This window comes from Limnohabitans sp., assembly GCF_036804465.1.
Lineage (GTDB): Bacteria > Pseudomonadota > Gammaproteobacteria > Burkholderiales > Burkholderiaceae_C > Limnohabitans.
In genome coordinates, this window is record NZ_DAIRSK010000012.1 from 1 (window position 1) to 24,985 (window position 24,985).

General features: G+C 56.0%; 27 protein-coding genes and 2 tRNA genes. 11 read left to right on the plus strand and 18 right to left on the minus strand.

Features of this window, described 5'->3' with window-relative positions; translation table 11 throughout:
• From V7Q41_RS07840 to V7Q41_RS07850, 3 genes are all read right to left on the minus strand, one after another.
• A partial coding sequence (locus V7Q41_RS07840; RefSeq protein WP_333845348.1) for an ExbD/TolR family protein occupies positions 1-120 on the minus strand: 120 nt, incomplete at its 3' end.
• 61 nt (positions 121-181) lie between these two features.
• Entirely contained in the window at positions 182-964 is a 783-nt protein-coding gene (locus V7Q41_RS07845) for a MotA/TolQ/ExbB proton channel family protein (protein ID WP_442918823.1), read from the minus strand.
• Between the two features lie 57 nt (positions 965-1,021).
• Positions 1,022-1,654 (minus strand): energy transducer TonB, encoded by a 633-nt coding sequence (locus V7Q41_RS07850; RefSeq protein WP_333845132.1) that lies wholly within the window; start codon positions 1,652-1,654, stop codon positions 1,022-1,024.
• A 465-nt stretch (positions 1,655-2,119) separates the two neighbouring features.
• Here V7Q41_RS07850 and V7Q41_RS07855 point away from each other — a divergent pair.
• A tRNA-Arg gene (locus V7Q41_RS07855) sits at positions 2,120-2,196 on the plus strand.
• Between the two features lie 72 nt (positions 2,197-2,268).
• Positions 2,269-2,832: a transcription elongation factor GreB gene (gene greB, locus V7Q41_RS07860; RefSeq protein WP_333845134.1), complete on the plus strand. Its 564-nt coding sequence runs from the start codon at positions 2,269-2,271 to the stop codon at positions 2,830-2,832.
• Between the two features lie 17 nt (positions 2,833-2,849).
• Here greB and V7Q41_RS07865 read toward each other — a convergent pair whose 3' ends face one another.
• The 4 genes from V7Q41_RS07865 to V7Q41_RS07880 form a co-directional block, all read right to left on the minus strand.
• On the minus strand, positions 2,850-5,108 hold the full coding sequence (locus V7Q41_RS07865) for a RelA/SpoT family protein (RefSeq protein ID WP_333845137.1): 2,259 nt from the start codon (positions 5,106-5,108) through the stop codon (positions 2,850-2,852).
• Positions 5,109-5,177: 69 nt separating this feature from the next.
• Positions 5,178-5,381, minus strand: coding sequence for a DNA-directed RNA polymerase subunit omega (gene rpoZ, locus V7Q41_RS07870; RefSeq protein ID WP_333845140.1), 204 nt, complete (start codon positions 5,379-5,381; stop codon positions 5,178-5,180).
• 16 nt (positions 5,382-5,397) lie between these two features.
• The gene (gene gmk / locus V7Q41_RS07875; protein WP_333845144.1) at positions 5,398-6,021 is read right to left on the minus strand and encodes a guanylate kinase; all 624 of its coding nucleotides are present in this window, start codon (positions 6,019-6,021) and stop codon (positions 5,398-5,400) included.
• On the minus strand, positions 6,021-6,932 hold the full coding sequence (locus tag V7Q41_RS07880; RefSeq protein ID WP_333845147.1) for a YicC/YloC family endoribonuclease: 912 nt from the start codon (positions 6,930-6,932) through the stop codon (positions 6,021-6,023). The genes gmk and V7Q41_RS07880 overlap by 1 nt, the downstream gene beginning before the upstream one ends.
• Before the next feature lie 139 nt (positions 6,933-7,071).
• On the opposite strand from V7Q41_RS07880, the gene rph reads away from it, so the two are divergent.
• The 4 genes from rph to V7Q41_RS07900 all read left to right on the plus strand — a co-directional run bounded on the left by rph (position 7,072) and on the right by V7Q41_RS07900 (position 9,829).
• Positions 7,072-7,806, plus strand: a complete 735-nt coding sequence (rph, locus tag V7Q41_RS07885) for a ribonuclease PH (RefSeq protein ID WP_333845150.1) — start codon at positions 7,072-7,074, stop codon at positions 7,804-7,806.
• 6 nt (positions 7,807-7,812) lie between these two features.
• On the plus strand, positions 7,813-8,460 hold the full coding sequence (gene rdgB, locus V7Q41_RS07890; RefSeq protein ID WP_333845153.1) for an RdgB/HAM1 family non-canonical purine NTP pyrophosphatase: 648 nt from the start codon (positions 7,813-7,815) through the stop codon (positions 8,458-8,460).
• 10 nt (positions 8,461-8,470) lie between these two features.
• Positions 8,471-9,685, plus strand: coding sequence for a radical SAM family heme chaperone HemW (gene hemW / locus V7Q41_RS07895; RefSeq protein ID WP_333845155.1), 1,215 nt, complete (start codon positions 8,471-8,473; stop codon positions 9,683-9,685).
• Between the two features lie 54 nt (positions 9,686-9,739).
• Positions 9,740-9,829: transfer RNA gene (locus V7Q41_RS07900), tRNA-Ser, on the plus strand.
• A gap of 58 nt (positions 9,830-9,887) precedes the next feature.
• On the opposite strand, the gene V7Q41_RS07905 is transcribed toward V7Q41_RS07900, so the two are convergent.
• The 3 genes from V7Q41_RS07905 to V7Q41_RS07915 form a co-directional block, all read right to left on the minus strand.
• Positions 9,888-10,574, minus strand: coding sequence for an RraA family protein (locus tag V7Q41_RS07905; RefSeq protein WP_333845157.1), 687 nt, complete (start codon positions 10,572-10,574; stop codon positions 9,888-9,890).
• 52 nt (positions 10,575-10,626) lie between these two features.
• On the minus strand, positions 10,627-11,643 hold the full coding sequence (locus tag V7Q41_RS07910) for a Bug family tripartite tricarboxylate transporter substrate binding protein (protein WP_333845159.1): 1,017 nt from the start codon (positions 11,641-11,643) through the stop codon (positions 10,627-10,629).
• 130 nt (positions 11,644-11,773) lie between these two features.
• The gene (locus tag V7Q41_RS07915; RefSeq protein WP_333845162.1) at positions 11,774-12,139 is read right to left on the minus strand and encodes a hypothetical protein; all 366 of its coding nucleotides are present in this window, start codon (positions 12,137-12,139) and stop codon (positions 11,774-11,776) included.
• Positions 12,140-12,275: 136 nt separating this feature from the next.
• On the opposite strand from V7Q41_RS07915, the gene V7Q41_RS07920 reads away from it, so the two are divergent.
• Complete coding sequence (locus V7Q41_RS07920; RefSeq protein WP_333845165.1) at positions 12,276-13,172, plus strand: recombination-associated protein RdgC; 897 nt, start codon at positions 12,276-12,278, stop codon at positions 13,170-13,172.
• Positions 13,173-13,197: 25 nt separating this feature from the next.
• On the opposite strand, the gene V7Q41_RS07925 is transcribed toward V7Q41_RS07920, so the two are convergent.
• The 8 genes from V7Q41_RS07925 to V7Q41_RS07960 form a co-directional block, all read right to left on the minus strand.
• Positions 13,198-13,581 (minus strand): hypothetical protein, encoded by a 384-nt coding sequence (locus V7Q41_RS07925; protein ID WP_333845167.1) that lies wholly within the window; start codon positions 13,579-13,581, stop codon positions 13,198-13,200.
• A gap of 35 nt (positions 13,582-13,616) precedes the next feature.
• Positions 13,617-14,930 (minus strand): citrate synthase, encoded by a 1,314-nt coding sequence (locus tag V7Q41_RS07930; RefSeq protein ID WP_333845170.1) that lies wholly within the window; start codon positions 14,928-14,930, stop codon positions 13,617-13,619.
• Between the two features lie 38 nt (positions 14,931-14,968).
• Positions 14,969-15,292 carry an FAD assembly factor SdhE gene (locus V7Q41_RS07935; protein WP_333845173.1) on the minus strand — a complete coding sequence of 108 codons (324 nt, stop codon included), beginning with the start codon at positions 15,290-15,292 and terminating at the stop codon, positions 14,969-14,971.
• 2 nt (positions 15,293-15,294) lie between these two features.
• Entirely contained in the window at positions 15,295-15,999 is a 705-nt protein-coding gene (locus V7Q41_RS07940) for a succinate dehydrogenase iron-sulfur subunit (protein ID WP_333845176.1), read from the minus strand.
• A 13-nt stretch (positions 16,000-16,012) separates the two neighbouring features.
• Entirely contained in the window at positions 16,013-17,809 is a 1,797-nt protein-coding gene (sdhA, locus tag V7Q41_RS07945; protein WP_333845179.1) for a succinate dehydrogenase flavoprotein subunit, read from the minus strand.
• 3 nt (positions 17,810-17,812) lie between these two features.
• The gene (gene sdhD / locus V7Q41_RS07950; protein ID WP_333845182.1) at positions 17,813-18,178 is read right to left on the minus strand and encodes a succinate dehydrogenase, hydrophobic membrane anchor protein; all 366 of its coding nucleotides are present in this window, start codon (positions 18,176-18,178) and stop codon (positions 17,813-17,815) included.
• A 19-nt stretch (positions 18,179-18,197) separates the two neighbouring features.
• On the minus strand, positions 18,198-18,629 hold the full coding sequence (gene sdhC, locus V7Q41_RS07955; RefSeq protein ID WP_333845184.1) for a succinate dehydrogenase, cytochrome b556 subunit: 432 nt from the start codon (positions 18,627-18,629) through the stop codon (positions 18,198-18,200).
• An 84-nt stretch (positions 18,630-18,713) separates the two neighbouring features.
• Positions 18,714-19,523, minus strand: a complete 810-nt coding sequence (locus V7Q41_RS07960) for a GntR family transcriptional regulator (RefSeq protein ID WP_333845187.1) — start codon at positions 19,521-19,523, stop codon at positions 18,714-18,716.
• A 145-nt stretch (positions 19,524-19,668) separates the two neighbouring features.
• Between V7Q41_RS07960 and V7Q41_RS07965 the strand changes: the two genes are divergently transcribed.
• Genes V7Q41_RS07965 through acnB form a run of 4 tightly spaced genes read left to right on the plus strand, consistent with a single transcriptional unit; the run spans position 19,669 to position 24,978 of the window.
• Positions 19,669-20,655, plus strand: a complete 987-nt coding sequence (locus V7Q41_RS07965; RefSeq protein WP_333845190.1) for a malate dehydrogenase — start codon at positions 19,669-19,671, stop codon at positions 20,653-20,655.
• A gap of 34 nt (positions 20,656-20,689) precedes the next feature.
• Positions 20,690-21,700, plus strand: coding sequence for an HpcH/HpaI aldolase/citrate lyase family protein (locus V7Q41_RS07970; RefSeq protein ID WP_333845192.1), 1,011 nt, complete (start codon positions 20,690-20,692; stop codon positions 21,698-21,700).
• A gap of 12 nt (positions 21,701-21,712) precedes the next feature.
• Positions 21,713-22,351, plus strand: a complete 639-nt coding sequence (locus V7Q41_RS07975) for a hypothetical protein (protein ID WP_333845195.1) — start codon at positions 21,713-21,715, stop codon at positions 22,349-22,351.
• Positions 22,352-22,386: 35 nt separating this feature from the next.
• Positions 22,387-24,978, plus strand: coding sequence for a bifunctional aconitate hydratase 2/2-methylisocitrate dehydratase (acnB, locus tag V7Q41_RS07980; RefSeq protein WP_333845197.1), 2,592 nt, complete (start codon positions 22,387-22,389; stop codon positions 24,976-24,978).
• Positions 24,979-24,985 lie beyond the last annotated feature (7 nt).

A 24,985-nucleotide genomic window follows, 5' to 3' on the forward strand; every position in this document is an offset into this window, starting at 1 on the left:
GGTGACCACAGGAATCGTGATTAAGAAAATAATCAGCAGAACCAACATCACATCCACCAAAGGAGTGGTGTTGATGGTGCTGATGATTTCCTCATCGGTTTCGCCAACATTCATTGCCATAATAGTTTCTTAACTTATCAGTCAAGCCATTTGGGTTAATAGGAGCCGATTGAAAGAAGGCTTACTTTTTAAGAGAACCCAGCAATACGGCATGTAAGTCAGAGCCAAATTCGTTGACTTGTTCCATCACGGCTTTGTTGCGGCGCACCAAAAAGTTATATCCCAAAACCGCAGGTACTGCGACAGCCAATCCAATAGCCGTCATGATCAATGACTCACCGACAGGGCCTGCAACTTTGTCAATCGAGGCTTGGCCAGAAATACCGATTTTGACCAGAGCGTGATAAATGCCCCAAACCGTTCCAAAAAGTCCTACAAATGGCGCGGTAGAGCCAACGGTCGCCAAAACTGCCAATCCATCCTGCATGCGGCTTTGAACATTGCCAATGGCGCGCTGGATGCTCATGGTGACCCATTCATTGAAGTCAACAGCACCCAATAAACCGGTATGTTTGGTAGCGCTTTGCAGTGCTTTTTCAGCAATAAATCGAAATGCCGAATCTGGTTGCAAGGTTTCTTTGCCTTGCTCAACGGTGCGCGCTGTCCAAAAGGTTTCTTGGGCTGCCTTGGCCTGCTTGTTGAGTTTGGCTTGCTCGGCAAATTTGATAATGATGACATACCAAGACGCCATGCTCATCAACACCAAGATCAGCAATGTGCCCTTTGCAACGCCATCTCCTTGGTTCCACAGGGCTGCTAGCCCATAAGGATTTTCAGCAATAGCGGTCGCTGCGGCAGTGATGGGGGCCGAAGCAGCTGAAACGGCTTCTGTGCTTTGCGCCATCAGATTGCCTGCATATAAAAAAATGGCTGACAAGAATAGGTTTTTGATTTGTTTAGGCATGATGAATTCTCCGGTTTGGTATTTTGGGGAAATTAAAAAGTCAATTTAGCGATTCGCTCAGTCAAGTCGCCAGGTGTATTTCATGGTGGCCCAAGCTTGCTCTGGCTTGCCACCCACTGTTGCTGCAGTGAATTGACATCGCGATAAGCCTTCACGCGCAGCTTCGTCTAATCTTCTGTAGCCAGATGATTTTTCTATGGATGCCTCAAGGACCTTGCCATCAATGCCAATGAGAAATCGCAGATTGACTGTGCCTTCTTCTTCTAGTCGCTTAGAAACGCTTGGATATTCAGGTTTCACGCAGTTGGCTGAATTCACAACAGCTGGCGTGCGAACAGGCGGCGGTGTGTTGACGACCGGTGCGACCACCACGGGTGTTGGCGTAGAAGTGACTGCAGAGATCGCATTGGCGGTTGAAGGCGCTGAAACCTGCACATCACTAGGGGGCACAAATACAGGTGGCGGAGGGACGTTTTTGACAGGCGCAGGCGGCGGCGGTGGGGGAGGTGGAAGTTCAGGTTTTTTTTCTTCCAATAAAACAGCCTCAACAGGCTTTTGGATTTTTTTAACAAATGACCTTGCCAGGCCAGAGTTCACAACCCATAGGATCAACACATGCACCACAACCACCAGGCCGATGCCCACCAGTTGATTGCTAGATTTCCGACGCTGACTGGAATAATCATCCATTCTTGAAGGGCCCCTTCGTTTTATTTTTAATGATGCAAAACGCTCAAACTAACAATTTAAACCGCGGACTTGACTTGTTGTGGAGATGCTGTTCAAAGTAAAAATCGTTAGTAAAAATTGCAAACTCTTTGGAATTATTTGAATCGCCCACCAAATAAAACAGCTTGATTAGCAGGTTGAATTGTCAGCACCGATTGCACCAAAGCCATCGTCAATTTGGACTAGATTTTTGCGGTGTTGACCCTTAGTTTAGGCCATGCAATTGCGTGTCGTGAATTCGTGAAGCGCTTCTTTTCTTTTGACTATTTTTGATTTTTTGTGCGCATTTGTTTTGCTGCCTGAGTTTGCTTAGGCTGCGCGTCATCTGCCTTCACACTGCACTGCACTGAACTGAACTGCATTAGCTTCGGATGTGGGTTGCGAAAGCAGGGTGGTGCATCTGTGGTACAATGGCTTTTTTCCAGAGCGGCTGTAGCTCAGCTGGATAGAGTACTTGGCTACGAACCAAGGGGTCGTGGGTTCGATTCCTGCCAGCCGCACCAAATTGAACAAGGGTTTACATTTTCGGATGTAAACCCTTTTTCTTTGTTCTTCACTGCACAGAGTTTGTGATCATGAACAATGTTTTCACCCAAGAGACGGATGGCGAGGAGGAGGACAACGCCTTGCCACCGCTGCCTGTAGGTAGCAAAAACTACATCACGCCCTCAGGCTATGCCAATCTTCGTGCGGAGTTGTTTGAGCTGATGGACAACGAACGTCCGCGCATGGTCGAGATCGTGCATTGGGCCGCCAGCAATGGCGACAGATCGGAAAACGGCGATTACCACTACGGTAAAAAACGTCTACGCGAGATTGACCGCCGCATTCGTTTCCTCACCAAACGTTTAGAGATTGCGCAAGTCACAGACCCCAGCAGCCACCACGGCAGCGATCAAGTGTTTTTTGGCGCCACGGTGACCTATGTGGATGAGGGCCAAGTGGCGCGCACAGTCACTATCTTGGGTATTGACGAGGCGGACAGTTTGAAAGCCGAAGTGACTTGGGTGTCACCCATCGCACGCGCTTTGCTTAAAGCGCGTGAAGGTGATGTGGTGAAGTTGGTCACGCCAGTGGGTGTGCAAGAGGTGGAGCTGTTGGCGGTGCGCTATCCAGCGCCTGTGGATGACAAGCCTTAAATAGGCAGGCTTGAATCTCAGGTCTCACGCCCCACGCCCGACACCGTGCGTTGTGCTTGCAAAACTGCGGGGACGCGCCGCAGGTTGCTCAGAACTGCATCTAAATGCGCTGTGTCGCGCACACTGAAGACAAAACGCAAATCCAAGGCCTCTTGGCCCATCACTTCGTCGGCCATCAGCACATGGGTAATGTCGGCTTCGGCGCCCGTGATGGCTGAGGCCACGCGTGCCAACACGCCTTTGCCGTTGCTCACAGTGACCACCACTGCGACTTCAAAGGTGCGCGTGGGCTCATCCGACCACTCCACGGCAATGAAGCGTTCGCTGTCTTTGTGCTTCAAGCGTTGGGCCACGCCGCACAGATCGGTGTGCACCACCAGACCTTCACCGCGTCCCAAATAACCCACAATCGCATCCCCTGGAACGGGGCGACAGCAGGTGGCGTATTGCACCGAGGCGTTTTCGCTGCCGTCCACGGTGACGCTGCCTTGCGACAGGTTTTCGTGGGCTGTGAATCGCTCGCGGCTGAGCAGAAGTGCATCGGGCTTGAGGCCTGTGTCTGCCAGCAACTTGGCCAAACGCTTGGCGACGATGCTGGCCACGCGTTTGCCTAAGCCGATGTCGGTCAAGAGCTCGGCTTGTGTTTTACTGCCCGTGAAGTGCAGCAACTTGTCCCATAGGTGCGAATACTCTCCATCGAGCGCGGGCATGTGGTCAATGCCCTCGGCACGCAGCGCTTGGGCTAACAGCTTGTCGCCCAACTCTTGCGACTCGCTGTGAGCCATCGTTTTGAGGTGGTGACGGATTTTGGATCGGGCACGTCCCGTGCGCACAAAGCCCAGCCATGCAGGATTGGGCGATGCGACGGAGGAGGTGATGACTTCGATGATGTCGCCATTGCGCAGTTCGGTTCGCAGCGGCACTTGTTCGCCATTGACCTTGGCAGCCATGGTGCGGTCACCGACATCGCTGTGCACCGCATAGGCAAAGTCAACCACAGTCGCGCCGCGTGGCATGGCCATGATCTTGCTTTTTGGGGTGAACACATACACGGCATCTGGGAACAAGTCGACTTTGACGTGGTCCCAAAACTCAGTGGCGTCGCGCGTTTCGTCTTGGATGTCTAGCAGCGACTGCAGCCACTTGTTGCCCAAGTTGGTTTCGTTGCTGGAGCCGCTGTCTTTGTAGAGCCAATGGGCTGCAACGCCAGTTTCAGCCACCAAGTTCATGCTTTCGGTGCGCATTTGAAACTCGACATTCAAACCCGATGGCCCAACGATGGTGGTGTGCAAGGACTGGTAGCCGTTGAGCTTGGCAATGGCAATGTGGTCTTTGAACTTGCCAGGCACGGGCTTGTACATCTGGTGCAACACGCCCATGGCGGTGTAGCAGTCAATCACATTGGGCAGGATGAGGCGAAAGCCATAGATGTCTGTGACCTGCGCAAAGCTCAGGAGCTTTTCATCCATTTTTTTGTAAATCGAATACAGCGTTTTTTCGCGTCCCGAGATACGCACTTGCAAACCCACTTTGGCCAACGATGCGCTCACCTCTTGCTCCACCTTTTGCATCAAATCGCGGCGGCGGTGGCGGGCTTTTTGAATGGCTTTGTTCAGCACGTGATGACGCCAAGGCCACAGGTGTTGGAACGCCAGTTCTTGTAATTCTCGGTAAGTTTGGTTCAGGCCCAAGCGGTGGGCGATGGGTGCATAAATTTCCAGCGTTTCGTTGGAGATACGGGCCCATTTGGCACGGGGCATGTCGCCCATGGTGCGCATGTTGTGGCTGCGGTCGGCCAGCTTGATCAGGATGACGCGCACATCGCGTGCCATGGCCAACAGCATTTTGCGAAAGGACTCTGCTTGGCTTTCTTCGCGGGTGTTGAATTCCAGTTTGTCGAGCTTGGTCAGGCCGTCCACCAAGTCAGCCACTTGAATGCCAAAGCGTTCGATTAAATCAGTTTTGCTGATGCCGCAGTCTTCCATGGCGTCATGCAGCAGCGCGGCTGAGAGTGCTTGTGCATCTAGCTTCCATTCCGCGCATTGCGCTGCCACGGCAATGGGGTGGGTGATGTAGGGCTCACCACTGTTGCGCAGTTGACCCAAATGCGCCTCGTCGGCATAGCGGTAAGCGCGGCGCACCATCTCCAAGCCCTCGGTATGGAGGTAGCTTAGTTTTTGCGTCAACGCAGCAAAGCTCGCGGCTGCAGCATTGGCCGCGGCCGCACTTCTGGACAGAGAAGCGGGTGGCTTGAGAGTGGATTGGGTAACGCTCATACGGTTTACTTTACCCGCAATAAAAAAAGCACCGACAGTGCGGTGCTTTTGACTTGGGCAAGCCCGGATTTAGCCGGGTACTTTTTTGAGCATCTCGATGCCAATGTGGCCTGCTGCAATTTCGCGCAAGGCGGTCACGCCTGGCTTGTTTTTGCTTTCGACCTTGGGCGTGTGACCTTGGCTGAGCATGCGAGCGCGGTAAGTGGCGCACAGCACCAATTGAAAGCGGTTAGGGATTTGCGCGAGGCAATCTTCAACAGTGATGCGGGCCATGTGGGTACTCCAGAATTCAGGTGATGTTCAGGGCTTGAAAGATCTCAGCCCGAGCCCGGCGCTGTGCCAGGAATTTGAGGCGCTGTGCATGCACGATCGCTTTCAGGTCGAACAAAGCGGTCTCAAACATTTCGTTGATTATAACGTAGTCAAATTCTCGGGCCTGGGCCATCTCGTCGGCCGCGTTTTGTAGGCGCAGCTCAATGATGTCAGCCGCATCTTCACCGCGGTTGTGCAGACGCGATTTGAGCTCCTCCCAGCTGGGGGGCAAGATGAAGATGAGCACTGCATTGGCAAACAACTTTTTGACTTGAATCGCGCCTTGGAAGTCGATTTCTAAAATCACGTCTGCACCTTGGGCAATGCGGTCTTCAATCGCTTTGCGTGAGGTGCCATAGCGCTGGCCGTGCACATGGGCCCATTCCAAAAATGCGTTGGCTTCGACCATGTGGTCAAACTCGGGCGGCGAGACAAAGAAGTATTCGCGGCCGTGTTTTTCTTGGCCGCGCGGCTGGCGGGTGGTGTGCGAGACGGAAGGGCGCACTTTGGCGTCAAGCTCCATCAAGGCATTGACGAGGCTTGATTTGCCAGCCCCGCTGGGGGCTGCCACCACAAAGAGGTTACCGGGAAAGTTGTCCATTATTCGAGGTTCTGTACTTGTTCGCGAAGTTGTTCGATCAACACTTTCATGTCCACCGAAATACGGGTCATGTCCATCGTGGCTGACTTGGAGCCCAAGGTGTTGGCCTCGCGGTGCAGCTCTTGAATCAGAAAGTCCAAACGCTTGCCCACGCCCTCAGCTTTGCCGCCTTTGGCCAGCAAATCATCCATTTCTTCAAAGTGTGACACCAAGCGCGTGAGCTCTTCGGCCACGTCAATGCGAATCGCAAACGAGGTGGCCTCAGTCAAGGCGCGGTCTTGCGCTGCTTCGGGCAGGGTCGAGCCTTCGGTCAATGCCATGGCTTCGCGCCAACGCTCTAAAAACTTCAAGCGCTGTTGCTCCACCAACTGTGGCACTAGCGGCGCCGCCTGTTTGGCCAGCACGCGCAGTTGGCTCAGGCGATCGCGCAAGGTTTGCGCCAAACGTGCGCCTTCGCGTTCACGGGCGCCGCTCAATTGGGTCAGGGTGGTTTGGGCCAGTTGCAGCACCGCAGGCCCAATGTCAGCAGGTGCGGCCGATTGGGCCGTGGCCAAGCGCAGCACATCGGCCACCGACAGGCCGTTGGCCTTGGGTAAGTGCGCCTGAACCTGCTCTTGCAGGACCAGCAGATGCTGCAGCAGGGCAGGGGTGGGTTGGGCAAAGCTGGTGTCAGCCGTGCTTTCAATGTTGGCGCGTACTTCGACCTTGCCGCGCTTGAGGTGTTGGGTCACCAGTTCACGCAGGGCCGCTTCGTGTTGGCGCAACTCTTCGGGCATCTTGAACGTCAGGTCCAAAAAGCGGCTGTTGACCGAGCGAATCTCTAGCCCCAAGCGCAGTGCGGGGCTGTTGGCGGTGTCTGAAGCTAGCTCGGTTTGCGCACTGGCATAGCCGGTCATGCTGTAAATGGGCATGGGGTGACTTTTTGTATCAAAGCCTGAATTATCTCAGGCCGACTGAGGCAGTTTTTTGACGCACAGGCAAGGTCTTGCGATTGGTCGACAATCGACGGCTGACCCCATTCTTCAAACGCTTGATTCAAAGCCATTACCCATGACCCATTCCTTACCCGCCTCACGCCACACCCGTGCCGCCGACCAACTGCGGACCGTGCGCATCACCCGTCACTACACCATGCACGCCGAAGGTTCGGTGCTGATTGAGTTTGGCCACACCAAGGTGCTGTGCACCGCTTCGGTGGAAGAAAAAGTGCCAGGCCACAAAAAAGGCTCTGGCGAAGGCTGGGTCACCGCCGAATACGGCATGCTGCCCCGTGCCACCCACACCCGCAGCGACCGCGAGGCTGCACGCGGCAAACAATCGGGCCGCACCCAAGAAATTCAGCGCCTCATTGGCCGTTCCATGCGCGCGGTGTTTGACCTGAAAAAACTCGGCGAGCGCACCATTCACCTCGACTGCGATGTGTTGCAAGCCGACGGCGGCACACGCACCGCCAGCATCACCGGCGCGTTTGTGGCCGCTCAGGATGCGGTGAACACCCTCATGGCCTCAGGCAAGCTGACCGAGAGCCCCATCACCCAAGGCATTGCTGCCATTTCTGTCGGCATGTTGGGCGAATTGCCTTTGCTTGATTTGGAATACACCGAAGACTCGGCCTGTGACACCGACATGAATGTGGTCATGACCAGCGCGGGTCACTATGTGGAAGTTCAGGGCACCGCCGAAGGCCTGCCTTTCACGCGCGAGCAAATGAATGCCTTGCTGGCCTTGGCTGAAAAAGGCGTGCGCGAACTCATCGCGATGCAACAAGAAGCTTTGGCGGCATAAATACCCATGCCCACGCCCACGCCCACGCCCACGCCCACGCCCACGATGATCAAGCAAATCGTTCTGGCCTCAAATAACCAAGGCAAGCTCGCTGAGCTGCAAGCCATGTTTGCACCGCTGGGTGTTGAGTTGGTACGCCAAGGCGATTTGCACATTGGCGAAGCCCAAGAGCCGTTTCACACCTTTGTGGAAAACGCTTTGGCCAAAGCCCGCCACGCTGCACGAGAAAGCGGCTTGCCTGCGGTGGCCGACGATGCGGGCTTGTGTGTGGACGCCTTTGGCGGATTGCCTGGTGTGCAAACCGCTTTTTATGCCACCCAGTTTGGCTACGCGAAAAGCGACGACAACAACGTGCGCGCCTTGCTAGAACAAATGGCGAACATCGACAACCGCCGCGCTGCCTTGGTCAGCACCCTTGTGGCCGTGCGCCATCCGGATGACCCCGAGCCGCTCATCGCTGTTGGCCGTGCTGTAGGCGACATCACACGCGCACCGGTGGGGGCAAATGGCTTTGGCTTTGACCCCATCATGTTCATTCCGCGCTTTGGCAAAACCTTTGCCGAGTTGCCCACCGACGTGAAAAACGCCAACAGCCACCGGGGTCAAGCGGCGCAGCTCATGCTCGCGCTCATGCGCGAGCGCTGGTTTGCTTGACACGCTGTCCATGACCCAAGACATCCAACACCTCATGCGCCCTGGCACGCTGTCGCTCAGCAGCTTGCCGCCGCTGTCGCTGTATGTGCATCTGCCTTGGTGCCTCAAGAAATGCCCCTATTGCGACTTCAATTCACACGAGCTGCAAAGCAGCGTGGGCGGCGAGCTGCCCGAGCAACGCTACCTTGACGCCCTGTGCGCCGACCTAGAGCACAGCCTGCCCCTCGTCTGGGGCCGCGGCGTGCACAGCATCTTCATTGGGGGTGGCACGCCCAGCTTGTTTTCGCCGGCCGCGATTGAGCGGCTGATCAGCGACATGCGTGCGCGCTTGCGTTTAGAGGCCGACTGCGAAATCACGCTAGAAGCCAACCCCGGCACGTTTGAGAAAGACCGCTTCCGCTCCTTTCGCGCCGCAGGCGTGACCCGCTTGTCGGTGGGCGTGCAAAGCTTCAACGACCAACACTTGCAAGCCTTGGGCCGCGTGCACAACCGCGCCCAAGCAATTGCGGCGGTACAAGAAGCACGGGACGCCTTTGACACCTTCAACCTCGACCTGATGTACGCCTTGCCTGGCCAAACCCTGGCGCAGTTGGACCAAGACCTGGACATGGCTTTGTCCTTGCAGCCCCCCCATTTGTCGGTGTACCACCTCACCATCGAGCCCAACACCGTGTTTGCCAAATTTCCACCGCAAATACCGCCAGACGACGACGCCTACGCCATGCTGGACCGCATCACCGAGCGCACTGCCGCCTTAGGTCTACACCGCTACGAAGTGTCGGCCTACGCCAAAGACAAGCACCGCTGCTGGCACAACACCAATTACTGGCAGTTTGGCGACTACCTAGGCATTGGTGCTGGCGCGCACAGCAAACTCAGCTTTGCCCATCGCGTGCTGCGCCAAGTGCGCCACCGCGACCCGCGCCTGTTCATGGACCATGCGCTCGACAGCAGTCGCGCTGACCGCGCGGTGGCGCAAAACACCGAAGTGACACGGGCCGAACTGCCGTTTGAGTTCATGCTCAACGCCCTGCGTCTGCGTCATGGGTTTTCGTTGGCCGACTTCACAGAGCGCACAGGCCTGCCCGTGACCGCCATTCAGTCCGCCTTGGCCGAGGCCGAGGCCAAAGGCCTCATCACCCGAGACTTTCAGCGCGTGGTGCCCACCGAGCGTGGCTTTGACTTCTTGAGCGATCTGCAATCGATGTTTTTGCCAGAGACCTGAGCGTGGATAGAAACGAGTGAAACAGCCATTACAATCTCGCCTGAAATTCAACAAGGAAGCGTGGCAGAGCGGTTGAATGCACCGGTCTTGAAAACCGGCGAGGGTGTGAGCCCTCCGTGAGTTCGAATCTCACCGCTTCCGCCAGACAATCAAAGAAACGCCCCTCACGGGGCGTTTTTCATTCCTACATGAGTGAGCGGCCTTAGCCCGCAATTTTTTGGTAGTCGGGGCTTTGCAGCGCGTGGTAGTGGTTTTGGCGTCTGGCCTCATCCATGCGCATGCCTGAGCGAATGGCCGCGCGCACGGTGTTTTCTTTGCGTGTGATTTCTTCAGCAAACCCCAGTACTTGTTCCTGCAAGGCTTTGGGAATGACCACCACCCCGTCCGCGTCACCGCGCAGCAAGTCACCTGGATAAACAGTCACGCCACCAATTTGCACGGGCACTTGCAAACCCGCCAGTTGAATACGTCCCTTGCCGGTGCGCATCCAACTGCCTCGGCTGTAGATGGGGTAATTGAGCTCGCTACACAGTGCCACGTCACGGTTGATGCCGTCGATCACGGTGCCCGCCATTTTTCGCTGATGCGCCATCTCGGTCAGGATGTTTCCCCAGGTGGTCATGTGGTCATGGCCGCGGTTGTCGATCACGATGACGCTGCCGGGTTCGACATCGTCAATGAAGTCGCCCACATGACCCTCTTCACCATGGGCGGCTGGTCGGTAGAGCACGGTGTAAGCATGGCCAGCCATTCGAAACTTGGGATCGCAAGCTTTGATTTGGTAACACTGACCAGCAATGCCAGAGCGGTCTAGCGCGTCGCTCAGCGCGGCGCAGTCGAGTGCCAAGGCACGTGTCACAAATGAGGCCGAAGAGTTTTGAGTCGTCATATTGAAGCGATGAATTGAAGTTGTAAATCAGATCTGTGGCTGCCCAGGGTATTTAGTCAGCTCGAATATTGGCAGTCTTGATGACGTTGGACCAGTATTGAATGTCTTTGCGAACCACCGCATCCAATTGGGCGGGCGGCATGTAGCGAATTTCAACGCCTGCTGTTTCGGCTGACTTGCGCACATTGGGGGACTCCATGGCAAGCTTGACCGCCTCGGTGAGCTTTTGCACTGCAGCGGGCGGGGTGCCCATGGGTGCAAACAAGGCCACCCACGCCTCTAGCTCAAACCCAGGAAAGCCGGCCTCGGCAGAGGTGGGCACATCGGGCATCAGCGCCAGTCGTTTGCTGGCTGCTACTGCGAGTGGGCGCATCTTGCCAGACTGCACAAAGCCCGCCAATGAGGGCGGCGTGGCCACAGTCATTTGGACATTGCCCGCCACCACGTCCAGCATGGCTGGGCCAGCGCCCCGATAGGGAATGTGGGTGATGAAAATATTGTTTTGTTGCTTGAACAACTCCACGCCCACATGCGGCACTGACCCGTTGCCAGAGGTGGCGTAATTCAGCTTGCCCGGGTTGGCGCGCGCCAAATCCACCAGCTCACGCAGGTTTTTGGCGGGAACGGAAGGGTGAACAGCCAACACATGGGGCGACACGACCAGCATGCCGATGGGCGTGAAATCGCGCAGCGGATCCCAACTGAGGTTGGGGTACATCGAGGGGTTGCCCACATGAAACATCGAGTAGCCGACTAACAAGTTGTAGCCGTCTGGTGCAGACTTGGCCACAAAGCTGGCCCCGATGTTGCCGCCTGCGCCGGCCTTGTTGTCGATCACAACGGGCTGGCCCAAGGTTTGTGTCATCGACGGCACCACCATTCTTGCCACTGTGTCAAGAATGCCGCCAGGCGGCACGGGGACCACCAGCGTGACGGGGCGGGTGGGGTAACTTGTTTGGCTGTGCGCTGCGCTCGGTACAAGCGGCAAACCTAAAGCGAGGACGATGCCCAGCGAGGCGGCAATGCCACTGGTTTTGCTGGCATGAGTTACAAATTTTTTAAGGTGCATGTTGTCGTCTCCAGTTTGGGTTGTTTGGTTGTTGCGCATTTTTTTGAAATCCTAGCGCGATTGGATTTAGGTGCAAGTCACCTAAAGCGCTGTCGCTCCAACGGGTTGATTTTCAAAGCCCAGATTGGGCTTACCTCGTTTTGGCCCTGCAAGCAGCCTGCATGTCTTGGTCGCGAATAAATCCGCATTGGCCAGAGCCGCCAGAGGATGCTGTGTTGGCACGTTCTGCACTGGCGCGGCAAGCAGCCTGCATGTCTTGGTCGCGAATAAATCCGCATTGGCTGCTGCCACCGCCCGTTTCGGCACGGCAGCGGGCTTGCATTTCGCCATCACGAATAAACCCACAGTGGCTAGATCCACCACCGCTGATGGCGCGGCAATAGGCTTGGCGGTCTGGGTTTTGAATAAAGCCGCAGTCGCCTTGCCGGGCGAGAGAGGGGATGGCGGCGAGCAGGCCTAACAGACACACCAGTGTGCGAAGGAAATTGATGTTCATCCGTGTTCTCCAGTTCTCGTCATTTTCGTCGTCATTCAAGGCAAGGGCCACAAGCTAAAATGACCACAACTTCCAAAGCCAACTCTTGCGGTTGGCTTTTTTTATGGCAATCAGATCTCAAAACTAAAGGCGATTCGTGTTCAAAAATATGATGGTGTATCGAATCGGCGAGGGCTGGCGTCCCAGCCTTGAACAAATGGAGCAAGCGCTTGACGCCGAACGTTTTGTGCCTTGCGGCGCAAGCCAAGACAAGGCGATTGGGTGGGTGGAGCCCCGCGGTGAGGCGCACGGCGCGTTGGTCGAGGCAGTGAATGGTCAGCGCATGTTGAAGCTCAAAATTGAGACCAAGGGCGTGCCCGGCTCGGTGGTCACACGCAAGGCCAAAGAGCGCGGTGCGCAGATTGAGATGGCTGAGGGCCGCAAGCCCGGCAAGAAAGAGATGAAGGACATCAAAGAAGACGTGAAGATGTCTTTGATGCCCATGGCCTTTAGTCAAGAGTCGTCAGTGCTGGTGTGGATTGACCCCATCACCCATGTGATGGTGTTGGACGCAGGCAGCCAAGCCAAAGCGGATGAGGTGGTGACTCTGCTGGTCAAGACCTTTGCGGGCCTGAGCCTGACCTTGATCAACACCCACATGTCGCCTCAGTCGGCCATGGCTTTGTGGTTGGTGACGCAAGAGCCACCTGCGGCATTCAGCGTGGACCGCGAGTGTGAGCTCAAGGCTGCTGATGAATCAAAGTCGGTGGTGCGCTACGTTCGCCACCCGCTGGATACCGATGAGGTCAAGCACCATGTGCAAGGCGGAAAGTTGCCCACGCGTTTGGCGCTGACGTGGCAAGGGCGCGTGTCGTTTTCGTTGACTGAAGCGCTCCAGTTGAAAAAAATCACCTTCTTAGATGTGGTGTTTGAGGCCATGTCAGCTGGAAAAGACGAGGGCTTTGATGCCGACGTGGCCCTTGCCACAGGCGAGCTCAGCAAGCTTTTGCCGGATTTGTTGGAGGCCTTGGGTGGCGAGATGGCGCTGGGCTAAATGCCGATGCACCTGGGCGGGTCACTCAGTCTGTGATCAGCTCAGGGTTTAAGCGACGCGCTCGAGGGTCAACGTAGTAGCCACCAAACTCTGTGTAGCGAAGCGCGTGTTGCTGGCATGTGTTGCAGGCATGCACATCGCAGCGGTTGTAGGGAAAAAACTTCAGCACCACAGGCGCATCGGCTGATTCGTAACGCGTGCCGTGGGGATGCTGTTCTTCAAATGTGGGCTCATACACATCGGGATCGCGCAAGGTGGCCACGAGGGTCATCTGCTGCGCGGGCCACGCGCTGTCGTTGACGCTCTCCCATCCTGTGCAATGTTGCAAGCTACATTGACAGGAGGCGTGAACGACGTTGACCAGCGCCCTCAGAGCCTCGGGCGTCTTTAAAAACGGGACAGAATTCATAGCGGCAGAGCCGACCCCTGAGGTGCTGTGCGCAATTACTTGCGCTTGGCTATGTCTTCTACGTTGCGGTGTGCAGCGCCGGTGAACAACTGACGTGGGCGGCCGATTTTGTACTCGGGGTCGCCGATCATTTCGTTCAACTGTGCAATCCAGCCCACGGTGCGAGCCAAGGCAAAGATGCCCGTGAACAAGTTCACGGGAATGCCGATGGCGCGTTGCACGATGCCAGAGTAGAAATCGACGTTGGGGTAGAGCTTGCGGCTGACAAAGTATTCGTCTTCCAAAGCAATCTTTTCCAAAGCTTTCGCTAACTTGAACAGGGGGTCGTTCTCGAGACCGAGTTCTTTCAACACCTCGTCGCAGGTTTCTTGCATCATCTTGGCGCGGGGGTCATAGTTTTTGTAGACGCGGTGGCCAAAGCCCATGAGCTTGACGCCAGAGTTTTTGTCTTTGACTTTCTCCATGAATTCGCCGACTTTGGAAATGCCACCCATTTTTTGGATGTCTTCCAGCATGTTCAGGCAAGCTTCGTTGGCGCCGCCGTGTGCAGGGCCCCACAAGCAAGCCACACCTGCAGCGATGGCGGCAAAGGGGTTGGTGCCCGAGGAGCCGCACAAACGCACTGTGGATGTCGATGCGTTTTGCTCGTGGTCGGCATGCAGCGTGAAGATGCGGTCCATGGCGCGTTCGAGCACGGGGTTGACCACGTACTCTTCGCAAGGCACAGCAAACATCATGCGCAAGAAGTTGCCTGCATAGCTGAGGTTGTTTTGCGGGTATACGAAAGGCTGACCCACGCCGTATTTGTAAGCCATGGCCACAAGGGTTGGCATTTTGGCGATCAAGCGAATGGCAGCAATTTCGCGGTGCTCTGGGTTGGTGATGTCGGTGCTGTCGTGATAGAAGGCTGACAAAGCGCCCACCAAGCCCGTCAACACAGCCATCGGGTGCGCGTCACGGCGAAAGCCACGCAAGAAGAATTGCATTTGCTCGTTGACCATGGTGTGGTTGGTCACGATGTGCTTGAACTCGGATTTTTGCGCAGTGTTGGGCAGATCGCCCTTCAATAGCAAGTAGCAAGTTTCAAGGTAGTCGCAATGGGTGGCGAGTTGTTCGATGGGGTAGCCGCGATACAGCAACTCACCTTTGTCGCCGTCGATATAGGTGATGGCTGATTGGCAAGAAGCGGTCGACAAGAAGCCTGGGTCATAGGTAAACATGCCCGTTTGGCCATACAACTTACGGATATCGATGACGTCTGGGCCGACGCTGCCGCTGTAGACGGGCATCTCGATGCTGGGGCTGCCGTCGCTAAACGAGAGGGTGGCTTTGTTGTCTGCAAGTTTCATGGTGATTCCTCAATGTCTTTTAAAAAGCGGTGTTCGGTTCAGTGTCTCAACATTCGCAGCACTTCACGTGCATCTTCTGATAGGGGTTTGTCTGGCAATGCCTTGCGTTGCAAAAAGATGTCGAGCAAATCGTTGTCCGACAAGTCCATCAACTCATACATGCCTCTGGCATGGCCCACGGTGAGTTGCGATTCATATTGTTTGAAAAATTTTTGAATGAACAAATCATTCTCGAGCAAGCCGCGCCGGCTTCGCCAGTGCAGTTTGCTGATCGCTCGGGCGCCCAATGCTTGCTTGCCATCTAAGCCGTCCAGCGTGGGGTCCCCCACTGAGGTATCCCGAAAGATTGAATCCACATCCATGGTCAGATGGCGCGACGAACCATCAGTTCTTTGATTTTGCCGATGGCCTTGGTGGGATTCAAACCTTTGGGGCAAACGTCGACGCAGTTCATGATGGTGTGGCAGCGGAAAAGACGGTAAGGGTCTTCCAAGTTGTCTAGGCGGCCAGAAGTGTCTTGGTCGCGGCTGTCGGCAATGAAGCGATAGGCTTGCAACAAACCGGCAGGGCCCACGAACTTGTCGGGGTTCCACCAAAACGAGGGGCAACTCGTGGAGCAACTGGCGCACAAGATGCACTCGTACAAGCCGTTCAACTCGTCGCGCTCTTCGGGTGACTGCAGGCGCTCTTTTTCAGGGGCTTGTGTGTCGTTGACCAAGTAAGGCTTGATGGAGTGGTATTGCTTGAAGAACTGGGTCATGTCCACGATCATGTCGCGGATCACGGGCAGACCGGGCAGGGGCTTGAGCACGATCACGCCAGGGAGGGTGCGCATATTGGTCAAGCAGGCCAAGCCGTTTTTGCCGTTGATGTTCATCGCATCCGAGCCACACACGCCTTCACGGCATGAGCGACGGAACGAAATGGTGGGGTCGACGGCTTTGAGTTTCATCAAAGCATCCAAGAGCATGCGCTCATGGCCATCCAATTCGACCTCGATGGTCTGCATGTAAGGCTTGGCGTCGGTGTCTGGGTCGTAGCGATAAATTTGGAACGTGCGTTTTGTCATGGTGTTTACCTGATCAGAAAGTACGGGTCTGCAGCGGGATGCTGTCGACGGTCAAGGGCTTCATTTGCACGGGCTTGTAGGTCAGCTTGTTGCCATCCTTGTGCCACAGCGTGTGTTTGTGCCATTCTTGGTCATTGCGGCCGTTGGGGTGCTCGGGCGAGTCACCGTAGTCGTTCACGGTGTGAGCCCCACGGCTTTCGTGACGAGCAGCAGCAGAGACCATGGTGGCTTCGGCTGACTCAATCAGGTTTTCGACCTCCAAGGCTTCGATGCGTGCGGTGTTGAACACTTTGGAGGTGTCTTTCAAGCCAATGTTGTTGACGCGCTCGCGCAGCGCGGCGATTTTCTTGACGCCTTCGTCCATCATCGCCTGTGTGCGGAACACGCTGGCATGTGTCTGCATGGCGTCGCGAATGTCATTGGCCACATCTTGGGCGTATTCACCAGTTTGATTGGCTTCCAAACGCGCCAAACGCGCCAAGCTGATGTCGGCGGCATGGGCGGGCAGTGGCTTGTGTTCTTTGTTCTTTTGGTTGAACTCCACCACGTGGTTGCCGGCTGCGCGGCCAAACACCAACAAGTCGAGCAAGGAGTTGGTGCCCAAGCGGTTGGCGCCGTGCACCGACACGCAAGAGCATTCACCCACCGCGTACAAACCGTTCACCACCACGCTTTCGTTGTTGGCGTTTTGCGTCACCACTTGGCCGTGGATGTTGGTTGGAATGCCGCCCATTTGGTAATGGATGGTCGGAATCACGGGGATGGGCTCTTTGGTGATGTCGACGTTGGCAAAGTTGTGGCCAATTTCGAACACCGAAGGCAAACGTTTCATGATGGTGTCGGCGCCCAAATGGGTCATGTCCAGGTTGATGTAGTCCTTGTTAGGACCGCAACCGCGGCCTTCTTTGATTTCTTGGTCCATGCAGCGTGACACATAGTCGCGTGGGGCCAAGTCTTTGTAGGCGGGGGCATAACGCTCCATGAAGCGTTCGCCATTTGAATTGCGCAAAATCGCTCCCTCGCCACGGCAGCCTTCGGTCAAGAGCACGCCCGCACCAGCCACGCCGGTGGGGTGGAATTGCCAAAATTCCATGTCTTCGAGAGGAATGCCTGCGCGAGCGGCCATGCCCAAACCGTCGCCGGTGTTGATGAAGGCGTTGGTTGACGCAGCAAAGATGCGGCCGGCGCCACCGGTGGCCAACATCACGGTTTTGGCTTCCATGATGTAGAGCTCGCCGGTTTCCATCTCGAGGGCGGTGACGCCCACCACGTCACCCGAGTCGTCGCGAATCAAATCGAGTGCCATCCATTCGACGAAGAAGCTGGTTTTGGCTTTGACGTTTTGTTGGTAAAGCGTGTGCAGCATTGCATGACCGGTGCGGTCAGCGGCTGCACAGGCGCGTTCGACAGCTTTTTCGCCGTAGTTGGCGGTGTGGCCGCCGAAGGGGCGTTGGTAAATCGTGCCGTCTGGGTTGCGGTCAAAAGGCATGCCCATGTGCTCCAAGTCGTACACGACTTTGGGGGCTTCGCGACACATGTATTCAATCGCGTCTTGGTCGCCGAGCCAGTCGGAGCCTTTGACGGTGTCATAAAAGTGGTAGTGCCAGTTGTCTTCGTTCATGTTGCCCAAGGAGGCACCAATGCCACCTTGGGCAGCCACTGTGTGTGAGCGCGTGGGAAACACTTTAGACAAGACAGCCACATTCAAACCAGCGCGTGCCAGTTGCAACGAGGCACGCATGCCAGAGCCGCCTGCACCGACGATGACCACGTCAAATTTACGACGTGGGATAGAGCTTTTAACGGTCATGACTTAGAGCCTCCAGAGAACCTGAATGGCCCAGCCGAGACACGACACCAGCCAAACCAAAGTGAAAACTTGTAACGACAAACGCACGCCCACAGGCTTGACGTAGTCCATCCAAATGTCGCGCATGCCCACCCAGACGTGCAGGGTGAACGCAATGAAAACAGAGAAGGTCAAGGCCTTCATGAATTGCGAGCTGAAGATGCCCGCCCATTTGTCATAGCTGATTTCGCCGCTGGTCAACAGCACTTGGCCCAGCACCGCCAAGGTGAACAAAACCATCAAAACAGCGGTGATGCGCTGGGCGAGCCAGTCACGAAGGCCGTAGTGCGCGCCGACGACGATGCGCTTGGAACCGTAATTCACAGACATGTTGAAAGCTCCTAATAAATCAGTAAAGACCAAACAACTTGGCACCCAAAGCGCCAGTCAAACCCAAGCTCAGTGCCAAAGTGGCAATGGCGGAAGACTTGCCAAATTCTTTGGACACAGCATGGTTGACGTCCATGTAGACATGGCGCACGCCAGCGATGAGGTGGTGCAAATAAGCCCAGATCAGTCCCAGCACCACAACTTTCACCAACACCGCAGGCACAAAGCCCAAGCCGACGTTGAACGCAGCGCTGAACTTGGCAAAGGAAATTTCGGAAGACACCGAGGTGTCAAACATCCAAACGATGAAGGGCAGCAACAAAAACATGATCAACCCGCTGATGCGGTGCAAGATCGACACAATACCCGCCGCAGGAAGCCTGTAGGTGGGCAAGTCGGTCAATGCGTTGATGTTGCGGAACTCAGGCCGCTTTTTGGCAAGCTGGGTCATGGGGGTTCTTTCTTGGGGTTTATCTGTATGTCAAAACAGCTGAAATTCTATTTCACTCTATCAAGCTGACATGAGGGTTTCATGTCAGCTCAAAGCGTTTCGGTAGTGATGCGTATCCGTTCTATAGAGTCCGCGTCGCAATTCCATGGGGGTGTCGTTGTAAGTGTAGGCAACCCGTGCCACGCTCAGCAAGGGCACGTGGATAGCCACGTTCAGCAGTTGGGCTTGTTCTGAGTCAGGGTTAACGGCGCGAATACTTTCTTCTGCTCGCACCATGCGAACACCGAATTCGGTTTCAAACAGCGCATACATCGGACCTTTGTAACTACTTAAGCGTTCGGCAGTCAGGCCCTTGAACGGGGCACCTGGAAGCCACAGTTCTTCCAAAATCGTGGGCACCCCAGCATAAGCCAACACGCGGCGCACTTGCAGCACGGTTTCGCCGCTGCGCAGGCTGAGCGAGCGGGCAATGTCGGCACTGGCGCGAAGGCGCTTGCAGTCAATGATGGTGCGCTCGGCCGGGCCTTCGCTTTGCGCATCGCCATTGTCGGGTTGCAGCTTCAAGAATCGGTATTGCACCTGGTGCTCGGCATGGGTGGCCACGAAGGTGCCCTTGCCTTGTCGGCGTACCAACAGGTTGTCGCCTGCCAGTTCATCAATGGCTTTGCGCACGGTGCCTTGGCTGACGCGAAACCGCCCAGCCAAATCCATTTCACTGGGGATGGCTTCACCTGGTTTCCACTCGCCTGACTCTAGGCTTTGCAAAATCAAGCCTTTGATTTGCTGATAAAGCGGGCTGAAAGCAGGTGACAGAGCCGAAGCGCCCAACGCATCGCTGCCCACATAGGTGGGGTTGCCAAGAGCTGCAAAAGAGGGCGCTGTGTTAGAGGCCATGTGTGGGTCGTCTGGACGCATGGGCGTCAGTTCGTTGTCATCCTCGTATCATATCTTCTATAAGACATAAGACAGGGTGCCCAAAGGGTTTTCGCGGGTAAACTGTGCCATCTTCCTTTTTTAATCACTATTTGGAGTTTTCCTCATGAGCAAGAAGCCTGTTCGCGTTGCCGTCACTGGTGCAGCTGGTCAAATTGGTTACGCCCTGTTGTTCCGTATCGCCTCTGGTGAAATGTTGGGCAAAGACCAACCCGTTATCTTGCAATTGTTGGAAGTCCCCGTGGAAGGCCCACAAAAAGCTTTGCGCGGCGTGATGATGGAGTTGGAAGACTGCGCATTTCCCCTCTTGGTTGGAATGCAAGCCCATGACGACCCGATGACGGCGTTCAAAGACGTCGATTACGCGTTGCTGGTGGGCTCACGTCCTCGCGGCCCAGGCATGGAGCGCGCTGAGTTACTCGCCATCAACGGCGCCATCTTCACATCGCAAGGCAAGGCTTTGAATGCTGTGGCTTCTCGCGATGTGAAGGTTTTGGTGGTGGGCAACCCCGCCAACACCAACGCCTACATCGCCATGAAAGCCGCACCAGACCTCAAGCCTCACAATTTCACAGCCATGCTGCGTTTGGACCACAACCGCGCCTTGTCTCAAATTGCGGCCAAGACAGGCAAGGCTGTGGCTGACATCGAAAAATTGTGCGTGTGGGGTAACCACTCACCCACCATGTATGCAGACTACCGTTTCGCCACCATCAAGGGCGAGTCTGTCAAGACCATGATCAATGACCAAGAGTGGAACGCGAATGTGTTCTTGCCCACGGTGGGCAAGCGTGGTGCGGCCATCATTGATGCACGTGGTTTGTCTTCCGCAGCTTCTGCTGCGAACGCTGCCATCGACCACATGCGTGACTGGGCTTTGGGCACACACGGCAAATGGGTGACCATGGGCATTCCTTCGCAAGGCTGGTATGGCATTCCAAAAGACGTCATGTTTGGCTTTCCCGTCACGTGCGACAACGGTGAATACAAAGTGGTGGAAGGTTTGGAGATCGACGCCTTCAGCCAAGGTTGCATCGACAAGACCTTGAAAGAGTTGACCGACGAGCAAGCCGGTGTGGCCCACTTGATCTAAGCCAGTGCTGGATAAAGCCAAATTGGACAAGAACTTGCACGCATCAAACAGTGTGGAGGCCTCTTTGCTTCATCCGCGTCAAGTTTTGTTGGGCTCACAAGCGGGCATCGTTCAGCTGCCTGTTTGTGACCACTACAGCGGTGTCGAAGCGCGAATGCGCAAAAGCTTGCAGCTGCAAGCTGACATGACGCAAGAATTTGGCACTTGCGTCTTTGATGTGACCTTGGATTGTGAAGACGGCGCACCCGTCGGCGGCGAGGCAGAGCATGCCGCGCTCGTGACCGAGTTGGCGTTGCGTGCAGCACCTGAGGCCCGGGTGGCCGTGCGTGTGCACCCCGTCGATCATCCGAGTTTTCAAGCCGACATGGCCACCATTGCGGGCCAAGCGGGTACGCGTTTGAGCCACATCATGGTGCCTAAGGTGGAGTCAGTGGCCGATGTGTTGGTGGCTGAGCAAGCCTTGCTTGATGCTGGCGCCAAAGATTTGTCGATTCATGTGTTGATTGAGTCGCCAGCTGCAGTGCATCGCGCGTTTGAGATCGCCGCTCACCCGCGAGTGCAGTCGCTCAGCTTTGGATTGATGGATTTTATTTCTGCGCATGGTGGTGCCATCCCCGCGTCAGCCATGACATCGCAAGGCCAATTCAACCACCCGCTGGTGGTGCGCGCAAAGTTGGACATCGCCAGTGCCTGCCATGCCCACGGCAAAGTGCCGTCACATTGTGTGGTGACCGAGTTCAATGACATGGCCGCTATGCGTGCCGCCGCTCAACGCGCGGCGCAAGAGTTGGGCTGCACCCGCATGTGGAGCATTCACCCCTCGCAAATTCGTCCTATCCTCGAGGCCATGGCGCCTGATCCTGCAGCGATAGAAGTGGCCAGCGAGATTGTGTTGGCTGCCTATGCCGCCCAATGGGCGCCCATCAGCCACCAAGGCCATTTGCAAGACCGTGCGAGTTACCGCTTTTATTGGCAAGTGTTGGAACGTGCGCACAGCACGGGTTGTAGCCTTCCAGCCGAAGTCCAGTTATTCTTCAAGGCTTGAGCGGAGATGCGCATGAATAATTTTTGCTTGTCTGTGGTGGTTTTGGTGTTGTCCAGCATGGGTCATGTCGCGTGGGCCGCAGAGCCTGCGCCCCAGCCAAAGTCAGCCGCCGCCCCTGCCAAGCCGCCACATGCCAAGCCGCCACCTGGCAAGCTCGCGGCAGCAAAACCTTCATCTGCTGCGCAAGCGCAAGCCAAACCCAAGCCTGCTGCGCCCAAATACTATTACGTCAGAGCCACCCCCGTGCCCGTTGTCACAGCGCCCGCCGCGCTTGCACTGCCAGCCCAAGCAGAGTCAGTTGCACCGCCTGAGCTGGGCGAGGTCCATCTCGGCCGCATGGTGTGCGAGTTGGGCAACTCGGTCACTGTCACTCCCGACCCGCAGCATCCTGCAAGGTTTATCGTGCAACTCAAGAGGAACACCTACCTCATGACACCCGTACAAACCACCACAGGCGCTGTGCGGTTGGAAGACGCTTCAGCCGGAGCCATGTGGTTGCAGTTGCCCCACAAATCGATGTTGATGAACAGCAAGCTCGGTCAGCGTATGGCCGACGAATGTCAGAGTGAACACCAAACGACAACGGCCCATCTGATGAAGCTTGACCCGCCGCCAAATTTGTTGGAAGCGCCCGCGCTGGCCAAGAAATAACCTTTTATTGTTGATTTGATAGACCGGAGAAAACCATGTTGAAAGCCTACCGTGACCACGTCGCCGAGCGCCAAGCGCTGGGTATCCCACCGCTGCCATTGGATGCCAAGCAAACGGCCGAATTGATCGAGTTAATCAAGGCCCCAACCGCGGGCGAAGAGGCTTATCTGATGGACTTGTTGACCCATCGCGTGCCTCCTGGTGTGGACGATGCGGCCAAAGTCAAAGCCTCGTTCTTGGCCGCTGTGGCACACGGCGAAATTCAGGTCGCTTTGATTTCCAAGTCCAAAGCCACTGAGTTGCTGGGCACCATGGTGGGCGGCTACAACGTGCACCCTTTGATCGAATTGCTCGACGATGCTGAAGTGGCCGCTGTGGCCGCGCAAGCCTTGAAGAAAACCTTGTTGATGTTTGACTTCTTCAACGATGTCGCTGAAAAAGCCAAGGCCGGTAACGCCAAAGCCCAAGAAGTGATGCAAAGCTGGGCCGATGCCGAGTGGTTCACCTCCCGCCCAGAAGTTGAGAAAAAAATCACCATCACCGTGTTCAAGGTGCCAGGCGAGACCAACACTGACGATTTGTCCCCTGCGCCTGACGCTTGGAGCCGCCCAGACATTCCCTTGCACTACTTGGCGATGCTCAAAAACACCCGCGAAGGCGCACCCTTCAAGCCCGAAGAAGACGGCAAGCGCGGCCCCATGGCCATGATTGAAGAGCTGAAGAAAAAAGGCCATTTGGTGTCTTACGTGGGCGACGTGGTCGGCACAGGGTCTTCGCGCAAGTCGGCCACCAACAGCATCATCTGGGGCTTTGGCCAAGACATTCCGTTTGTGCCCAACAAGCGTTTTGGTGGCGTGACTTTGGGTGGCAAGATTGCCCCCATCTTCTTCAACACCCAAGAAGATTCGGGCGCGCTGCCCATCGAAGTCGACGTCAGTGCCCTGAACATGGGCGACGTGGTCGATGTGCTGCCCTATGACGGCAAGATCGTGAAGAACGGTGAAACCATCTCCACCTTCCACCTCAAGAGCGATGTGCTGTTTGACGAAGTGCGCGCTGGTGGCCGTATCAACCTCATCATCGGTCGCAGCTTGACTGCCAAGGCCCGCGAGTGCTTGGGTTTGCCAGTATCGACGGTGTTTCGCTTGCCAACCGCGACGATCACCACGAAAGCTGGTTTCACGCTGGCGCAAAAAATGGTCGGTCGTGCGGTGGGTTTGCCCGAAGGCCAAGGCGTGCGCCCTGGTACTTATTGCGAACCCAAGATGACCACCGTGGGTTCTCAAGACACCACAGGTCCCATGACGCGTGACGAATTGAAAGATTTGGCCTGCTTGGGCTTCAGTGCCGACATGGTGATGCAATCGTTTTGCCACACCGCGGCTTACCCCAAGGCTGTGGACGTCAAGACACACCGCGAATTGCCTGCCTTCATCAGCAACCGTGGCGGCGTATCGCTGCGACCAGGCGATGGTGTGATTCACTCTTGGCTCAACCGTTTGTTGTTGCCAGATACCGTGGGCACAGGAGGCGACTCGCACACCCGTTTCCCGATCGGTATTTCCTTTCCTGCCGGCTCAGGTCTTGTGGCTTTTGGCGCGGCCACGGGCGTGATGCCCTTGGACATGCCAGAGTCAATTCTGGTGCGATTCAAAGGCGAGATGCAGCCCGGTGTGACGCTGCGCGATTTGGTGCATGCGATTCCGCTGTTCGCCATCAAGCAAGGTTTGTTGACTGTGGCCAAGGCTGGCAAGATCAACGAATTTTCGGGACGCATCTTGGAAATCGAAGGCTTGCCCAACCTCAAGGTCGAGCAAGCGTTTGAATTGTCTGATGCGTCGGCTGAGCGTTCAGCCGCAGGTTGCACCATCAAGCTCAACAAAGAGCCTGTAGAGGAATACCTCAAGTCCAACGTGGTGTTGATGAAAAACATGATCGCCGACAACTACGCCGACGCACGCACCTTGGCACGCCGCATCGAAAAAGTCGAAGCTTGGTTGGCTGCGCCCACCTTGCTCGAAGCCGACAAAGACGCCGAGTACGCGCACGTCATTGAGATCGACATGAACGAGATCAAAGAACCCATCGTCTGCTGCCCGAACGACCCAGACGATGCTAAGTTCTTGTCTGAAGTGTCCGGCACCCACATCGACGAAGCTTTCATCGGTTCTTGCATGACCAACATTGGTCACTTCCGCGCCGCTGCCAAGTTGCTCGGCGGCCAGCGTGACATTCCTGTCAAATTGTGGGTGGCCCCGCCCACCAAGATGGACGAGAGCGAATTGATCAAAGAAGGTCACTACGCTGCGTTTGGCACCGCGGGTGCACGCACCGAAATGCCTGGCTGTTCCTTGTGCATGGGCAACCAAGCCCAAGTGCGCGAAGGCGCGACTGTGGTGTCTACCTCGACCCGTAACTTCCCCAACCGCTTGGGCAAGAACACCAATGTGTACTTGGCTTCAGCGGAGCTGGCAGCGATCACCTCCAAGATGGGCAAGTTCCCCACGGTGGCCGAGTACCACGCAGCCATGGGGGTGGTCAACAGCGACGGCGCAGCGATCTACAAGTACTTGAATTTCAACCAGATCGACGAGTATGTAGAAACTGCAAAAGGGGTGACAGCTTAAATTGCGT

Bases quoted from the DNA above. Each gene is read 5' to 3' on its own strand.
- V7Q41_RS07845 (WP_442918823.1), bottom strand. From the start codon at position 964: ATGCCTAAACAAATCAAAAACCTATTCTTGTCAGCCATTTTTTTATAT.
- V7Q41_RS07850 (WP_333845132.1), bottom strand. From the start codon at position 1,654: ATGGATGATTATTCCAGTCAGCGTCGGAAATCTAGCAATCAACTGGTG.
- greB (WP_333845134.1), top strand. From the start codon at position 2,269: ATGAACAATGTTTTCACCCAAGAGACGGATGGCGAGGAGGAGGACAAC.
- V7Q41_RS07865 (WP_333845137.1), bottom strand. From the start codon at position 5,108: ATGAGCGTTACCCAATCCACTCTCAAGCCACCCGCTTCTCTGTCCAGA.
- rpoZ (WP_333845140.1), bottom strand. From the start codon at position 5,381: ATGGCCCGCATCACTGTTGAAGATTGCCTCGCGCAAATCCCTAACCGC.
- gmk (WP_333845144.1), bottom strand. From the start codon at position 6,021: ATGGACAACTTTCCCGGTAACCTCTTTGTGGTGGCAGCCCCCAGCGGG.
- V7Q41_RS07880 (WP_333845147.1), bottom strand. From the start codon at position 6,932: ATGCCCATTTACAGCATGACCGGCTATGCCAGTGCGCAAACCGAGCTA.
- rph (WP_333845150.1), top strand. From the start codon at position 7,072: ATGACCCATTCCTTACCCGCCTCACGCCACACCCGTGCCGCCGACCAA.
- rdgB (WP_333845153.1), top strand. From the start codon at position 7,813: ATGCCCACGCCCACGCCCACGCCCACGCCCACGCCCACGATGATCAAG.
- hemW (WP_333845155.1), top strand. From the start codon at position 8,471: ATGACCCAAGACATCCAACACCTCATGCGCCCTGGCACGCTGTCGCTC.
- V7Q41_RS07905 (WP_333845157.1), bottom strand. From the start codon at position 10,574: ATGACGACTCAAAACTCTTCGGCCTCATTTGTGACACGTGCCTTGGCA.
- V7Q41_RS07910 (WP_333845159.1), bottom strand. From the start codon at position 11,643: ATGCACCTTAAAAAATTTGTAACTCATGCCAGCAAAACCAGTGGCATT.
- V7Q41_RS07915 (WP_333845162.1), bottom strand. From the start codon at position 12,139: ATGAACATCAATTTCCTTCGCACACTGGTGTGTCTGTTAGGCCTGCTC.
- V7Q41_RS07925 (WP_333845167.1), bottom strand. From the start codon at position 13,581: ATGAATTCTGTCCCGTTTTTAAAGACGCCCGAGGCTCTGAGGGCGCTG.
- V7Q41_RS07930 (WP_333845170.1), bottom strand. From the start codon at position 14,930: ATGAAACTTGCAGACAACAAAGCCACCCTCTCGTTTAGCGACGGCAGC.
- V7Q41_RS07935 (WP_333845173.1), bottom strand. From the start codon at position 15,292: ATGGATGTGGATTCAATCTTTCGGGATACCTCAGTGGGGGACCCCACG.
- V7Q41_RS07940 (WP_333845176.1), bottom strand. From the start codon at position 15,999: ATGACAAAACGCACGTTCCAAATTTATCGCTACGACCCAGACACCGAC.
- sdhA (WP_333845179.1), bottom strand. From the start codon at position 17,809: ATGACCGTTAAAAGCTCTATCCCACGTCGTAAATTTGACGTGGTCATC.
- sdhD (WP_333845182.1), bottom strand. From the start codon at position 18,178: ATGTCTGTGAATTACGGTTCCAAGCGCATCGTCGTCGGCGCGCACTAC.
- sdhC (WP_333845184.1), bottom strand. From the start codon at position 18,629: ATGACCCAGCTTGCCAAAAAGCGGCCTGAGTTCCGCAACATCAACGCA.
- V7Q41_RS07960 (WP_333845187.1), bottom strand. From the start codon at position 19,523: ATGGCCTCTAACACAGCGCCCTCTTTTGCAGCTCTTGGCAACCCCACC.
- V7Q41_RS07965 (WP_333845190.1), top strand. From the start codon at position 19,669: ATGAGCAAGAAGCCTGTTCGCGTTGCCGTCACTGGTGCAGCTGGTCAA.
- V7Q41_RS07975 (WP_333845195.1), top strand. From the start codon at position 21,713: ATGAATAATTTTTGCTTGTCTGTGGTGGTTTTGGTGTTGTCCAGCATG.
- acnB (WP_333845197.1), top strand. From the start codon at position 22,387: ATGTTGAAAGCCTACCGTGACCACGTCGCCGAGCGCCAAGCGCTGGGT.